Here is a 15,256-nt window from a genome sequence, read left to right as displayed (position 1 = left end):
TTACTGAATTGCGTTGCCGGTACAAGCCGGGTTGCAAATGGAAGAGCCGAACGAGTCTTCTGCTGGGCGGCTGCACTACCCTTACTCGGCAGCAGAACTAGAAGGATTGAACCACGAACAATCAAGAATGCCTCCTTGGATGCATATCATCTTGCAGAGGCTCATGCGCACCTGCAACTGGGCCGGGGCTACGAGACCGATGAGGGGGAAGCGGTGTTGGGTGCGTCCGGTCTTCGTCTGCACTGGACGGCAACATCAACAGTTGCTTCAGTTCGATACTCGCGGCCGAACTCCCATTGGTGATGCCGCTATGATAACCGGCACGCACACCGCCGTCATCTGCGAAACGATAGCCCCAAATCCGCAGGATGCGGGTAGCGACAGCGAAGACAGGTTGCTCCACCAAATCGTCCAGCAAGTGATAGAGATAAAGAGGTTCAATCCCCTGATACTCGATGCTGAGCAGACCTGCGGAAAAATAGGACGCCAGGGTCTCTGGACGATAGTCAAGAATCATTTCTTCGATCGTGCCGGGCCGATCAATAACATCCACCGACGGAAACTCCTCAGCCAGCAGCTTGCCGATGCGAACTATCCATGCTTGGGGCTCACGCGGATGGAACTTGAAGTACACGGTTTCATAGCCATCCGACAACATCCGCATCAGCTTGCGCAAACCAGCGATATAGGCTTCACCGGTCTGATAATGATCATACATTCGCTCGTTTAGAAAAATGACACTGCCGCGGCGTATCTCACAACGCCCTCGCGCCGGCCGACTCACACAGCGCGTCGGCACGTCGCGGTACAGCTTAACGTCTTGGTATAGCGCGATTGCATCGATCGCGCAGTCAGGCAGACGAGGAAACACTTGGCCGTTGACTTTGAAGAGCCGGCTGCGCCCCAGCCCTGGCACCCGCCGGAAGATTGCCTGGATAAATCTCTCGCGCAGGCTCAGCGGCTCGCTGTCTGGCACTGACATCGGGATATAGGTGGCAAAGCCGCCATCCTCCAGCATGACGACGCGCGCGCCATGGTTTCGGAAGTGTTGAACGATAATCTGGTTGAGCCACTCAACTTCGGTAAAAAACAGCAGCGTGTCACCCGCCTCAGGATGCAGAGCCCGAGCAATATCTTGGCCCAGAATGCGGTAACGCCACAACATGCGCAGCAAACCGACACGGCCTTGCGGAGTCTCGAAACAATGCACGGCCTCAAAATCAGTCATGTCATTCGACAGCGATAGCGCATGCGGCACCGCGACCAGGGTCACGCCGCCGCCGCCCAGCTCCGCGATGCCATGACGACGCAGCGCCTGCAGTTGATAGTCATTGTTGACCAAGACGTATAGCATGGCCACGCTTACGCTATCATTTGGCGCTCAAGCGCCTCGAGCACCAGCGGTTCGAGCGCAGCCGCAATGCGCCGCGCTCCATGCTCGTTGAGATGATAGCCATCATCGACAAACAGCCCGTCGATCAGGGACATATCCAGAAACGGGTGCAGCACGCGCAAGCATGGGAATTGCGTCGCTAGGCGATCCAGCACTGCATTGTACGCATCAATCTGTTGGTCAATGTGTGGATTCTTCGATGCCAGACGACTGCTGGCGGGCAAAGTCGAAAGCGCAATCACTCGAGTGTCGTGGGCGGCGGCTCGCACAAGATAATCGCGCAGATTGCGCTCATAGGCCGCCAGCGGGACGAGACAGTTGCTAGCCTTGCGACCACGCCATGTTTCCAGCCACGAGGACAAGCGCCCACCCAGGCCGAACGGCAATCGATAGACATACGCCGCGGTCCGCTTATGCAAAACGCGAGGCGCGCAATCGCAAATTCCAAGCTGGAGCACGACCAAATCCGGATGATAGAACTCCAGACAGTCAGCCCCCTGATTACCTTCATCATTCAGACGCTCAGAGGTCGAAAGCCTCTGGGCGCGATTGATCCAAGTAATCGCGGGCAAACGCTCTTCCAGCATGCCTGGCCACGTTTGCTCGTAGGTAACATCGCCTCGCGGCAAAGCAAGCGAATCAGCGATGATCAACGCTCGGGGACGCAAGGACTTGCTTGCGTCAGAAAGAATGGGAGACATAACCACGGACAATCTTCAGGCCGAACGCGCATAGCCTGCAATAGCGCAGAAATGCTCGAGATTGACTGCTAGTTCATCAAGCGTGCAAAGTGCGCCGGTGTCGGCCGCATAAAAGGCCTCCACTTGGCGGAACAACCCCGGCTTGAACTCGGCATCTAGCTGCGCATCCTCCAGGTCGGCGGCAACCTCCTCGATTTGCACCGAACCCTTGCGCATCACTTGCAGCTTCTCCATCGGACGGAAGATCAGCTTATGTTGCCGGGTGCAGAACTCCAGCCCCCAACGACCGGGAGCATCCCAGTCGGCGTGATATGAGAACGGGACATGGCCTGTCGTCACGCCGCTACCGACAAACACGGCGCTTGCCGGATGCCAATCCAGCGCTCCTGCGCATGTGGCGTGCAACTTCTTGGGCACACCGCCGAGATGGAAAGCCAAATCCAGCACATGGGACGAGTTGCCCAACGCCCACAGCTCTTTCACGCCAGGCGCCTTCTTGAGCGTCACGATTTCGTGCCCCCACTCGGTAAAATCAAAGGTGAATGAGGTTAGCCCACCGTCGTTTTCAATAATTTCGCGCGCGCGGCGCACCGAAGCCAGAAAACGCCGATTATAGGCAATATATACCCTGGCACCAGCCGACCGAGCGGCATCTTGCAACGGAGCAATCTGGTCCGGCCGCATCAACCCCGGCTTCTCGATAAGCAGATGCTTCACGCCGAATCTCAGCAATGCAACGCTGGTTTCGTATAACGCCTCCACGCCAACGGATACGATAGCGGAGGTCGCGCCGGCGACGCTGCCAGACGCGATTGCAGCGTCAAGGCCTCCAGTCTGCACCGGCACTCCGGTCTTTTCCGTAAATTCAGCCGCGCTCGTCGCGCCACGACCGATAACGGCAAACTCACGCCCCTGCGCCTTCAGAACCTTGGCATACTCCACCGCCATGGAACCACTTCCAATCAGTAACAACATAATATAAGACTCCGGATCAGGTAATGGCGCACTGCGCGTGGTCGCCAACGACGGTGCCTGCGCATTCAGCAAAGGCAAACAGCAGGGGAAGGTGGGCGGCGACGGAGTCGGCATACGGGGTCAAATCGCAGCCCTTGCCGGACAGCAGCTGGCTGGCAATCACCCCTGTCATCTCGCTTTGGTAAGGCAGGCGGAAGGTACTGGCATCATCTACGTCCTGGCCAAAACGCCAAAGTCGGCCAGCGCCTTCTGCAACGAGTACTGTCTGGCGTCCATAGTGCAGTGTGACGGTGATTGGCTTGGTCGAACCGCGAATCGAGCGCACGATGAAACGCGTGTCACCTACTTCGCCGGCGATCTCGCCGGTCAGCTCGACGTAGCCATCGCGTTTGCTCGCCATCACATCAGCGTCGAAGCGGGTCTCAAGCGCCCTCAACTTGGTCTCGCCGGCCAGGAACTGGACCAGATCGACAAAGTGCACGCTGTTGCAGCACAACCCCCAGTCGCCCCCGTCAACGGTGAATTGCAGCAGATGATCGTCGCGAGTCTGCTCGCGCAGCTCGCGATAAACACTGAAATGGCGGCGCGGCGTATTGACCCAAGCAGTAATGCCATGCTCGGCAATCAACGAAGCCGCGCGCTTGTAATGTTCAGAGTCGTTGAACAGGAATTTTTCCAGCACCAGATGACGAATTTTCGCCACCCTGACCAACTGCTCGATCACATCAAGACGCTGGTTAGCGGTAGTGGCGACAATAACCAAGTCGAGCTTGGCTGGCAGCGCATCCGGCGTCGCATGCACATGAATCACGGGCAGCGAGCCTGAGTCCGGCGAGGCGATGAAGTCTTCTACCGCATGGCGCGAAGCCTCGAATGGATCTACGACATGGATAGTCAGCAACTCAGTCGACTTGACCAAGCCTTGCAGGTGGCGGCGGCCGAGTTGACCGGCGCCGATAATGGCAACTTGATTCATGGCGGCGCTCACTTCGACCAGCCATCGTCGACGACGATGTTCTGACCGTTCACGTAAGAGGATAGGTCCGAGACCAGGTACACCAACGTACCAGCCACGTCAGCCGGCGCCAGCATGCCCTTGTGCTGGGCATACGCCTTGTAGCGCTCCAGAAAAGGTTCGGGCTGATGATCAAAGATTCCCCCCGGCGATAGCACATTAAAGCGTAACGCCGTGCCCTGGTAGTAGCGCATGAAGTACAAAGACAGGTGCTGGATCGCCGATTTGATAGCCGCATACTCGACCGGCATCGTCATCTCCGTCCCCTCATAGATATCGAAACGCGGAGCGACGTTGCCGTAGATCGACGAGATGTTGACGACATGACCGAAACCCTGAACTTTAAAGAATTCGGCAAAGCGCTGAGTGCTAAGAAAGTAACCGCCCAGATGCGTACTGACGTTCTCGCAGAAGTCCGCATACTCCACTTGTTCCAGCTTGCGTCCATACTGCTTGTTGCGCGGATAGGCATTGTTCACGACAGCATCGATTTTGCCGCATCTAGCCTGGACGCGGCCAATCAGCGCATCGAGCGACTCGCGCACCGTGATATTGGCGGTTTCCGCGATCACTCGCGCGCCGGGGACTTTGGCCGACAACGCATCGCAAACAGCGCGACAGCGCCCCTCGTCAAGGTCGGCCACGATCAGTTGCGCGCCATGGCGCAGCAGCGACTCGCCAAAAGCTTTGCCGAGTAGGCCCGCGCCGCCGACCAGCACGACAGTCTTGTCCTGCAACAGGGATGAATCAAGCGTCATCGATTTGGACATCATTGAGTGGTTAGTTGAAACGACGGAACACGGGCTTGATCGCCGGACCGATCAAATACTTGTCGACCCCTTCGGCGATGCCACGCGAGCACACATCCATTGCGGCAGCCAGCGCCTCGCGGGTCTTTTCCAGTTCGGCGTCACCATGGCGGTAGCTCAGCGCCAGCCAGGGCATCAACACGCCCTGCTTGATCATTTCCTGCGCGAACAAGGTTCTGAGCTCAAGCCAAGGCGCACCCTCGCCAGTGACTGTCGCATAGTAGGGGCTGACGGCGGGGCCGGCCGCGTAGAAATGCTTTGCGATGCCGGCCTGCTCGGCGGCGCCGTTGATCGCCGCTTGCAGCTTGTCGCCATACGTCCACAAGTGATCGACGACGGCATGCTCTTCAAGAAAATCCATCGTGGCAAGATACGCGGCCAGGCCGCACATCTCTGCTCCGTGCGTCGTCGAAAGCAGGAACAGGCGCTCCTGACCCAGCTGATCTATCGACCCCAGCGACATCAACTCGCGCCGGCCGGCCACTGCCGCGACAGAAAAGCCGTTGGCCATCGCTTTGCCAAAGGTGCACAGATCGGGCGTGACGCCATAAGTATGCTGAGCGCCCTTCAGGTGCCAACGGAAGCCGGTGATCATCTCATCGAGAATGAAAACAATCCCGTGCTTGCGGCACAGCGCCTCGACCTGCTGCAGGTAGTTGACTTCACGGCCATCAGGGCCGATGAAGGTCGCAGGCGTATCCGTCGAAGCGGGCTCGAGGATAACGCAGGCGAATTGGCCTGGGTATTCCGCGATCAGCCGCTCAAGGGAGCCGATGTCGTTGTACGCGAACGATTTGGTCTGTTCAATGGTGCCGACAGGAATACCCTTGGTGATGGCGGTATTGCCGATAAACCAATCATCGTAGGAGAAGAAGGGGTGCTGAGCGCAGCGCGCGACAAGATCGCGTCCAGTATAGGCGCGCGCCAGCTTGACGGCGGCAGACGTGGCGGTGGAGCCGTTCTTGGTGAACTTCACCATGTCGACCGAGTCGATCATGCCGACCAGCCGTTCCGCTGCCTCCAACTCGATCATGGAAGCGCGCGTCAGATTGTTGCCGGCTTCCAAACCGCGAATCGCGGCCTCGTTGATCGCGGGCTCGGCATAACCGATGGACACGGCGCGCAGCGCCATGCCGTAGTCCAGGAAACTGCGGCCGTCGGCCGCCCAGACGGTGCTTCCCTTGGCGCGCTCAAGGATTTGCGGCGCATTGACTGGATACTGGTCGTCGCCCCGAGAATAGGTATGCGCGCCGCCGGGGATCACTCGATGCAACCGTTCGCTATACGATTTGGCGTGCGTTGCGGTTTGTTCAGAAGAAACGCCCATATTGAAATTCTCCCAATATTGTTCTGCAACTGAAGCATTGATTCGATGCAATCCACGGCTCAGCACCGCCTGTACAAAGTCGGATACCGGCAGTTGCTCCCAACCCTGAATCTCGCGTGCCGCGGCATCGAAAAACTCGAGGTCTTCCGGATAATCCAGCGTAGCTCGCACCTGTTCGGCCCCGGGGCAGGACAACGCATTTTCATGAACGGCCATGCCGTCGAAGATGCGTCCCCAACCGGTTTCGAGCACCGAAGCATCGGCACCGCGCAGCGCCTTTTCCAGTGCCGGCGTTGCATACCCCCAGGCATTCATGCCCAACGGCAAGCCGCTAGTCTTGGCCAAAGGAGATCCGGAAACGAGCGCATCATACACCGCGCGCATCGCTTCCGGCGCACAGAAAATATCATCGCCATCAATCGACAATAAGGCATCAAACCCATGGGCTTGCGCGACTTGCAGATGACGCAACGGAACATTGTCGTCCGCGCCGAAAAATAACTGCGCGGGAAGACCGGATGTCAATGCCGAAAACCCCGCGTTGCGATCTGGATTGCCGGTTGCGATCCACAGCGAGGCAGTGCCGCCATCAAGCTCAGCGTGAAATTCAGTTGCGATCCGCTCCAACAGCCAGCGCAGCGCCGGACGGCCAGCCATATTCCGCAGATGCTTGTCGGACAAGCGCGTGGAGCCCATACGCGCCGTAATGAGAATAGCAACGCGCATGATCAGACCGCCTGGAAAGTCGCCGTAGCATCAGAACGCTCCAACGCGTACAGCAATTTGAGCACCCGGTGATCTTGCTCCAGAGAATTTGGAAACGCGGCCTTGCCGGCGACAGCGTCCAAAAAGGCGCGAATCTCATCAATGTACATATTCTCGCCGATATTCTTGTTGTAACCCGGCTCAGCCTGTTCCATCTGATAGCCAAACTCGGTCCACTGGGCGGTTGCGCCGTCGAAAACCTTGATGGCGGCTTCATCCCAGGACCAGGCCAGCAATGCCTTGTCGCCATTGATGGTCAGGCGGCGAGTCGCATGGCGCGACACGACATCGACAGTAATGGTGGCGAGAAAAGTGCCGTAATCGAAGAGGCCATTATAGGTATCATCGATATACTCGGCGCCGGCGATATCGATTGTTTTCCGGTACTGGCCTGCGACACGGCGCGGAAACCCAAACAGCTCAGTGAACCACGTCATCTCAAACGGCACGATCTCGCGCGCGCCGCCCGTGGCGGGATCGCTGACGTAATAGTCGGAAACTGGCTCATACGAGTGCCAATCCGGCAGGTACTGGCCGGAGTGCAGCATTACGTTTGATATCTTACCTAGCCGGCCGCTGCGCACGATACGCGATATTTCCGCGATTGCCGGATGGAAGTGCAGCGTCGAGGACGGCGCCGCCACCATGCCGGCTTTCTTCACCAACTCAATAACTTCCGCAAGACCATCATCGACAACGCTGGCCTCGACAAAAAATGGCACGCGGTGAGCGAGACAGGCATGCATCGCGGCAACATGGGCCTTGGGCGGCAATGAAATGATCGCGATATCCGGAGCGAAGCTTGTCCACAGTTGCCCCAGCTCGGCCTCTACGCGTATGCCATAGCGTTGAGCGGCCTCATCGCGGCGGTCGGCACGCAAATCCACGCCCACAATGTCCATCACACCCAATGCCTGCAAACAACGAACACGCCGCTTGCCCATAGAGCCCAAACCGATAACAACTGCTTTCATATATTTCTACCGGGAAAATAATCAATTGAAAATATTGTGAAACTCGCTGTTCGCCCTTTCAAAATCAGGCAGGCGGCCAATATCCAGCCAGTAGCCATCGATCTGGTGCGCGCGGGCTTTCATGCCGCTCTTGAGCACAAGATCGAACAATGCCGGCATATCGAAGAAACTGCCAGTCGGAACCAAATCCAATACTACGGGCGACAACACATAAATGCCGGCGCTGACTACGAAACGCTGCACCGGCTTTTCCTCGATCGAATGAATATGCCCCTCCCGCACATTGACCACGCCGAATGGAACCTGCATCTCATATTGGCGTACCGCCATCGTGGTGTGGACGCCCGCTTCGACATGCTGGTCAATAAGGAGCCCGAAGTTCTCCTTTGTCAGCAGATCCGCGTTGGTGACGATGAAAGGCGAGGCGGGACGTTCCGGCAACAGGCTCAAGGCACCGGCAGTGCCCATGCGCTTCTCTTCGCGAACGTAGCGGATATCGACGCCAAGCGCCGAACCATCGCCAAAATGCTCCTCAATCTGCTCGGCCTTGTAGTTCACCGCCAGGTAAAAACGGTGAAAGCCCTGCTCGGCGTAACTGCGAATGATCGTTTCAAGCAGTGGCCGGGATCCAACCTTGAGCATCGGTTTTGGGGTATCGCGCGTCAGCTCCTGCAGTCGAGATCCCAACCCTCCAGCCATGATCACCACCCAGTTATCACGCCGCGTGGCGGTCAGATAATCGCTGATAAGCGCCAAACCGACAACGATGCCTTCAGCATCCACGATCGGCAGTTGGTGGCGTCCCGTGCGGCGCATGGTAGCCTGGATCTCATGCGGCGTGGACGAGCTGGTAACGACTGTCGCTCCGGCATGCATGACGCGGCAGACCCGGTCATCCATGCCCAATCCGCTCAACAACGCGCGGCGCGCATCTCCATCAGACACGGTTCCCAACAAACGACGATGCTCGTCAACAACCACAGCCAGCTGCGTGCCCGCCGAATCGATGATCTCCAATGCCTCTCGCAGGCTGACATCGGGACCGATCAAGGCTGATTGCCAGCTCTTCATCAATTAACTCCAAGAGGGCGCGCGGGCACACCGCACACGACTTCACCGCCAGCGCTATCGTGCACAACGACGGCGCCCGCACCGACCACGGTATCCGCGCCAATGCTCACCGACTGGCGCAGCACTGCGCCGGCACCGATCAGGCAACCGTCACCGATGAGGGTTTGACCGCACAACGTCGCGCGCGTCGCGACATGACACCATGCGCCAACGATCGCGTCATGTTCAACCACAGCCGCAGTATTAATAATGGTGCTGGCGCCAATCTGGGCACCAGCCTGCACAATCGCGCCAGCCAACACTTGGACATCGGCGGCCAAGGTCGCATGCCGCGAAATCAACGCTCGCGGATGGATAACTGGCGCAAAAAACCAGCCCTGTGCTTGCAGCCGCTTCTGCGCGCGAGCTCGTGCCGCAGTTCGGCCTGAACCAGAAACGAAGCCCAAACCGTTAACCAACCTCACACGCTGGGGCGCATGCCCTGCCAGCACCTCATCGCCGCCCAGCACCGGCAACCCTAAGCGCAGCGTGCCGTGAAGGCGGTAATCGGGATCGGTGTAGCCCAACACCTCAATGCCGGACTCGAGCAGGGCGTCCGCCACCACGCCCGCATGTCCTCCGGCGCCGATCACAATCACGGGCAGGCTCATGGCTCTATCTGCTCGTCAACGTCGAAGTCGCGCGCGGCAGGACGCCCCACCAATGACCAGATGTCCATCGGCGACATTCCTGTGCCGGGACGCTTGCAGTCCAGCATTTCCAATGTCAACAACTCGCCAGCCGCAATCCGGCGGCCAGCGACGATCGAACGGCGCGCCACAGCGCGATTGGGGTGTTCGGCCAGTGCCGGCAGTTTGCGCGCGCTTCCCAAAGCAGCCTCGATATTGCGGATCGCGCCCACCATATGCTTGAGCTCGCCAGGCTCAAGCGAAGCCAGATGGTCAGGTCCCGGCAGCGAACGGTCGAGCGTGAAATGTTTTTCAATTACCGTGGCGCCGCGGGCGACGGCGGCAATCGACACTTCGATGCCTAGCGTGTGGTCCGAGTAGCCGACCGGCAAACCAAAGGCCTGCGCCATCGTATCCATCGCGCGCAGGTTCACCGCATCCGCAGGCGCCGGATATTGCGTGACGCAATGCAGCAGCGTGACGTGACGGCGCAATGCATCCTGACCCGCCGCGCTGAAGTAGCAGGCATCGATCTCGCCCTGACCTGATGGCTGGCCATCATGCAGCAGCCCCCAGGCCAGCACCGCCAGCGCACGCTCCAGATCGGTCAGCGTCGACATCCCGCTGGACACCAGCAGACGCTGGCGTAACTGCGCGGCCTGCAGCAACAGCGGCGCACAAGTGATATCCCCGGATGGAATCTTGATGGCCGGCATGCCTAGCTCGCCGAGAAACGCCAGGCTTTGCGCGTCGAAAGCCGTCGACATGAAGCGGATGCCGCGCGCCTGGCAATGCTCGATCAACGCGTGGTGGTCCTCAAGCTTCAACTCGAGTGCACGCAGCATGGCGAGCTGTCCGCCTCCTTCTTTCGTATTGGAAACCTGATAGCTTGCCTTGGCAGCCTGCGCCGTAGCCAACAGCTCGGCCTTGAAAGTTTGGAATTTGACCGCGTCCGCGCCGGCTTCCGCCGCCGCGTCGACCAAGCGCAATGCCATGTCCAGCGAACCGTTATGGTTGACGCCGGCTTCGGCAATAATAAAAACGGGGGATGGGGTCTCAGGCACGGGCCGCCTCAATCATGTGGAAAGTCTTCTTAAGCATGCGTTCGGCCGCCGGCATCGCCCGCAACGCGTCGACGATGCGGGCGGCGCTGCAGCCATCGCCATAAGGATTCTGGGCACCGCTGCAATCCAGCGCCAGCGCATGGGCGATCGCTTCGCGGATTGCGTTGCGCTCGGGTTCGCAATGCAGCACGGATGCCGCCGCGAGCCGACCGCGCTGTCGATCGCCTACGTCAATAGTCGGCACCTGGAACGATGGCGCCTCATAGAGCCCGCTGGAGGAATTGCCGACGACAACATCCGCTTCTCGCATCAAGCTCAGATAGCGCAACTGGCCCAGAGAGGTAAACACCCTTGCCCGCGGCCGGCACTTGGCCCACGCCTGCAAGGCAGCCGCCAAGCCGCGCCCGCCGGTATCGGCGTTGGGCAAAGTGAACCACAACACCCATTCCTCAGGCAGCTCGTCCAGCGCGGCCAGCAACTCCTCCTGCTGACGCAGGCCATCCTCCGGCTCCAGCGTTACAGGGTGGAAAGTCACCAGCGCATTGCGCGCGCCCAACGGTTGTCCCAAAGAGACCTCTAGCGCAGCACGATCCAGCAATGGCTGCCGGCGCAAATGATCCAATCCCGGGCTGCCGACAACATGGACATAACGCGGATCTTCGCCCATCTGCACAACCCGGCGGCGCGCAATGTCGTTTGTGACCAAATGGAGGTGCGCCATTTTCGTGATGGCATGCCGAATCGCTTCATCGAAAGCGCCCTCGGTAGTATCTCCGCCTGCGATATGCACAAGGGGAACATTGTGCACCATCGCGGCCTGCGCCGCGGCCAGAATCTCGAAACGATCTCCCAGCACCAGCATCGCGTCTGGGCGCAAGCGCTCAATCGCATCGGAGAAACCAATCAAACCTAGCGCCATCGACTTAGCGATGCCGCCCGGCGCGTCGCTGGAAACCAGCATGTCCACCCTGGCGCTGATGGGAACGCCATCGCGTTCAATGTCGCGCACGGTCAAGCCGAACTCTGGCGACAGGTGCATACCCGTAACAATGAGCTGCAATTCGAAATCCGGCGCAGCGAGCAAATCCCGAATGGGCCAGTACAACAGGCCATATTCGGCCCGACTACCGGTAACGATGGCAATACGGCGGCGGGTCACACGCCCTCCGGAATCAATTGCGGGCTACTCGGAATGTTGACGATTCGACGCGCCAAGTCCCGCGCCACCGGCAGCGGCGCGGCAGGGCAGTCGCGGTACATCGGCAGTGTGTTCAGCAACTCCCAGACAGGCCGCGTCATCAAGCCGGCGGCATTGGTCGCCTGCAGCACCTCGTCCCGCTGCTCAGCTCTGTCCTCTGACAAAATCAGCGTCTGCAGCCAGTAGTTGGCTCGCGTGCCCGTGCGCTCGAGGAAGAGCGTGGCGCCGGCAAAGCCTTCGAACGCCTGCTGGTAGCGCCTCGCCAGCTCGCGCTTGGCATCGACGAAAGCGCTGATGCGCTCCAGCTGCGCGCAGCCCATCGCCGCGTTCAGATTCGGCAGGCGGAAATTGTAGGCCACCTCATCGTGGAAAAAAGCCCACGAATGCGGTTGCTTGGCCGTCGTCGTCAGATGCTTGGCGCGGCGGGCCAGATCAGAGTCGTTAGTGATGATCGCCCCGCCGCCGCCGGTGGTGACGATCTTGTTGCCATTGAAGCTCAGTGTCGCGCAGACGCCAAAGTTGCCGGTATGCCGGCCATCCAGCAAGCTGCCCAGCGATTCCGCCGCGTCCTCGACAACGGCGAGCCCGTAACGCGCGGCGACTTCGTTCAGCGCGGGCATGTCAACCGGGTGGCCAAAGGTATGCATGGGCACGATCACGCTGATGCGCCGGCCGGTCAATCGGTTGAACAACTCTCCATTGCGGCGCTCGCCGATTTCGTCCAGATACTTGTCAAGCGCGCCAGGGTCGATGCCGAGCGTGCGCGCCTCGCTATCGACGAAGTGCGGCCAAGCGCCATTGTGGCGCACAGCATTGGCGGTAGCGACGAACGACAGCGCCGGCACCAGGACCTCGTCGTCCTGGCACACGCCGGCCAAGTGCAACGCGATCTGCAAGGCAGAAGTGCCGTTGCTGACCACCACCGCATGCGCGGCCCCGGTATATGCGGCGAGGTCGCGTTCGAATCGGTCGACGAACGAACCCACGGACGACACCCAGCCAGTCTGGATGCACTCAGTCACGTAGGCCAGCTCATTGCCCTTGAGCAAGGGCTCGTGCAGCGTCACGCGCCCGTCTCCCACAACATGGCGGATGCGTTCGGCGATGGAATCAGAAAAGGACATGGCGGATCAGATATTGTAGTTGCCGGCCTTGTAGCGGCCCAGGTTCGACGGCTCCGTGAACCAATCGATCGTCTCCTTCAGGCCGCGGCGCAGGCCGTCGATGCCGGCATACTCCGGCTCCCAGCCAGCCAGTTCCCTCGCCAAGCGGTTATCGGCCCACAAGCGCTCGACTTCGCTCCCCGCCGGACGCAGGCGCTGCTCGTCGCTGGTGAAACGCACATCGCGCCCCATCAACTCGGCAATCAGGCGGGCGGTGTCGCCGACGGACACCTCGTAATTGCTACCCACGTTGATCACCTTGCCCAGCGCAGCGTCGCACTCGGCGACGGCGCAGAAACCTCGCACAGTGTCGCGCACGAAATTGAAATCGCGCGTCGGATGGATCGCTCCCAGCTTGATCTCATCCATGCCGGCGGCGATTTGCGTGATGATCGTCGGGATCACGGCGCGCGCCGACTGGCGCGGACCATAGGTGTTGAACGGACGGATCGTCGTCACCGGCGTCTCAAATGACAGGAAGAAGCTCTGCGCGATCTGATCCGCACCGATTTTGCTGGCCGAATAGGGAGACTGGCCTTGCAGCGGATGCTCCTCCGTGATCGGGACAAAGCGCGCAGTGCCGTAGACTTCGCTCGTCGAGGTATGCACCACGCGCTCGATACCCAATTCGCGCGCAGCTTGCACGATGTTGAGCGTGCCTTTGACATTGGTATCGATGTAGGTATCCGGAGAATGATACGAGTAGGGGATGGCGATCAGCGCCGCCAGATGCAGCACCACGTCGCATCCCTTCATCGCCGTGCGCACGCCATGGGGATCGCGGATGTCGCCAGCGAACACGTCAAGCGAACGTCGAATGTCCTCCGGACTTTGGTCCAGCCAGCCCCAACTGTTGAAGCTGTTGTAGTAGACGAAGGCCCGCACGTCGGCGCCTAGGCGCACCAAATGCTCGACGAGGTGGGAGCCGATGAAACCGTCAGCGCCAGTGACGAGGATTTTCTTGCCTTGCAGTTTCATGATCGTAATCCGCGTCGCATCATTCGTTGTAGTCGTAGGCCTTGAAACCGGCCTGTTTGATCAGGTGGTCGCGGCAGGCTGCTCGGTAGTCGCTCACGACCATCTCGCTAACCAGTTCGCGCAGCGTGGTTTTGGGCGTCCAGCCCAGCTTCTGCCCCGCGCGGGTCGGATCGCCCAGCAGCGTCTCGACTTCAGTTGGGCGAAAATAGCGGGGATCGACTTTGACGATGACATCGCCGACTTGGCATTTGGCTTTGTCACCAGTCACTGCCGTGACGCGGCCGATCTCATCCACACCTTCGCCCTCAAAAGCAATGGTGATGCCCAGCTCGGCGGCGGCAAACTCGACAAACTGGCGCACCGAGTACTGGACGCCGGTGGCAATCACGAAGTCCTCGGGCGTCTCCTGCTGCAGCATCAACCACTGCATCTCGACGTAATCACGCGCATGCCCCCAATCGCGCAGCGCGCTCATGTTGCCCAAGTAGAGACAGTCCTGCAAGCCTAGGGCAATGCGCGCGATGGCACGCGTAATCTTGCGCGTGACGAAGGTTTCTCCACGAATCGGACTTTCATGATTGAACAAAATGCCATTGCAGGCATACATGCCATAGGCTTCACGGTAGTTCACCGTAATCCAGTAGGCATAGAGCTTGGCCACGGCATAGGGGCTACGCGGATAGAATGGCGTGCTTTCCTTCTGCGGCACCTCCTGCACCAAACCATAAAGCTCGGAGGTACTGGCCTGATAGAAGCGTGTTTTCTTCTCCAAACCGAGAATGCGAATGGCCTCCAGCAACCGCAGGGCACCGATGCCGTCAGCATTGGCGGTGTACTCGGGCTCTTCGAAACTCACCGCTACATGGCTCTGCGCCGCCAAGTTGTAAATTTCGTCTGGCTGCACTTGCTGAACGATGCGAATCAGGTTCGTGGAATCGGTCAAGTCGCCATAATGCAGCTTGAAACGTTGGTCCGGGTCATGCGGGTCTTGATAGAGATGATCAATGCGATCGGTATTGAAGAGACTCGTACGGCGTTTGACACCATGCACTTCATAACCCTTGGACAGCAGGAACTCCGCCAAATAAGCGCCATCCTGGCCTGTAATACCGGTGATAAGAGCGACTTTCTTGTTCGACATCGTGTTCTTTCTTC

Annotated in this window: 14 protein-coding genes; all 14 read right to left on the bottom strand. The window is 59.4% G+C overall.

Going from position 1 to position 15,256, the window contains the following annotated elements:
- Positions 1 to 121 precede the first annotated feature (121 nt).
- The 14 genes from ACY3GB_RS17410 to gmd are packed head-to-tail and all read right to left on the bottom strand — an operon-like array spanning position 122 to position 15,242.
- Entirely contained in the window at positions 122 to 1,354 is a 1,233-nt protein-coding gene (locus ACY3GB_RS17410; RefSeq protein WP_463090953.1) for a polysialyltransferase family glycosyltransferase, read from the bottom strand.
- Between the two features lie 8 nt (positions 1,355 to 1,362).
- A complete protein-coding gene (locus ACY3GB_RS17405; RefSeq protein ID WP_463089844.1) occupies positions 1,363 to 2,094 on the bottom strand; it encodes an SGNH/GDSL hydrolase family protein in 732 nt (243 codons plus the stop codon).
- A 15-nt stretch (positions 2,095 to 2,109) separates the two neighbouring features.
- Positions 2,110 to 3,069 carry a Gfo/Idh/MocA family oxidoreductase gene (locus tag ACY3GB_RS17400; RefSeq protein WP_463089843.1) on the bottom strand — a complete coding sequence of 320 codons (960 nt, stop codon included), beginning with the start codon at positions 3,067 to 3,069 and terminating at the stop codon, positions 2,110 to 2,112.
- Between the two features lie 16 nt (positions 3,070 to 3,085).
- Positions 3,086 to 4,045 carry a Gfo/Idh/MocA family oxidoreductase gene (locus tag ACY3GB_RS17395; RefSeq protein WP_463089842.1) on the bottom strand — a complete coding sequence of 320 codons (960 nt, stop codon included), beginning with the start codon at positions 4,043 to 4,045 and terminating at the stop codon, positions 3,086 to 3,088.
- 8 nt (positions 4,046 to 4,053) lie between these two features.
- Positions 4,054 to 4,857, bottom strand: a complete 804-nt coding sequence (locus ACY3GB_RS17390; protein ID WP_463089841.1) for an oxidoreductase — start codon at positions 4,855 to 4,857, stop codon at positions 4,054 to 4,056.
- 7 nt (positions 4,858 to 4,864) lie between these two features.
- Positions 4,865 to 6,946: a glutamate-1-semialdehyde 2,1-aminomutase gene (locus tag ACY3GB_RS17385; protein WP_463089840.1), complete on the bottom strand. Its 2,082-nt coding sequence runs from the start codon at positions 6,944 to 6,946 to the stop codon at positions 4,865 to 4,867.
- A 2-nt stretch (positions 6,947 to 6,948) separates the two neighbouring features.
- Entirely contained in the window at positions 6,949 to 7,959 is a 1,011-nt protein-coding gene (locus ACY3GB_RS17380) for a Gfo/Idh/MocA family protein (protein ID WP_463089839.1), read from the bottom strand.
- Positions 7,960 to 7,980: 21 nt separating this feature from the next.
- On the bottom strand, positions 7,981 to 9,030 hold the full coding sequence (locus ACY3GB_RS17375) for a nucleotidyltransferase family protein (protein ID WP_463089838.1): 1,050 nt from the start codon (positions 9,028 to 9,030) through the stop codon (positions 7,981 to 7,983).
- Positions 9,030 to 9,680 (bottom strand): acetyltransferase, encoded by a 651-nt coding sequence (locus tag ACY3GB_RS17370; RefSeq protein ID WP_463089837.1) that lies wholly within the window; start codon positions 9,678 to 9,680, stop codon positions 9,030 to 9,032. Before ACY3GB_RS17370 ends, ACY3GB_RS17375 begins: the two co-directional genes overlap by 1 nt.
- Positions 9,677 to 10,762 (bottom strand): N-acetylneuraminate synthase, encoded by a 1,086-nt coding sequence (neuB, locus tag ACY3GB_RS17365; RefSeq protein WP_463089836.1) that lies wholly within the window; start codon positions 10,760 to 10,762, stop codon positions 9,677 to 9,679. The genes ACY3GB_RS17370 and neuB overlap by 4 nt, the downstream gene beginning before the upstream one ends.
- Entirely contained in the window at positions 10,755 to 11,921 is a 1,167-nt protein-coding gene (gene neuC / locus ACY3GB_RS17360; protein ID WP_463089835.1) for a UDP-N-acetylglucosamine 2-epimerase, read from the bottom strand. The genes neuB and neuC overlap by 8 nt, the downstream gene beginning before the upstream one ends.
- Positions 11,918 to 13,084, bottom strand: coding sequence for a LegC family aminotransferase (locus ACY3GB_RS17355; protein ID WP_463089834.1), 1,167 nt, complete (start codon positions 13,082 to 13,084; stop codon positions 11,918 to 11,920). Before ACY3GB_RS17355 ends, neuC begins: the two co-directional genes overlap by 4 nt.
- Positions 13,085 to 13,090: 6 nt before the next feature.
- Positions 13,091 to 14,101, bottom strand: coding sequence for an NAD-dependent 4,6-dehydratase LegB (locus ACY3GB_RS17350; RefSeq protein ID WP_463089833.1), 1,011 nt, complete (start codon positions 14,099 to 14,101; stop codon positions 13,091 to 13,093).
- Positions 14,102 to 14,120: 19 nt separating this feature from the next.
- Positions 14,121 to 15,242, bottom strand: coding sequence for a GDP-mannose 4,6-dehydratase (gmd, locus tag ACY3GB_RS17345; protein WP_463089832.1), 1,122 nt, complete (start codon positions 15,240 to 15,242; stop codon positions 14,121 to 14,123).
- Positions 15,243 to 15,256 lie beyond the last annotated feature (14 nt).

This window comes from Chromobacterium sp. Ag138, from assembly GCF_055181315.1.
Note: the sequence above shows the minus strand (reverse complement) of the source record. Positions and strands in the feature narration are given on the sequence as shown.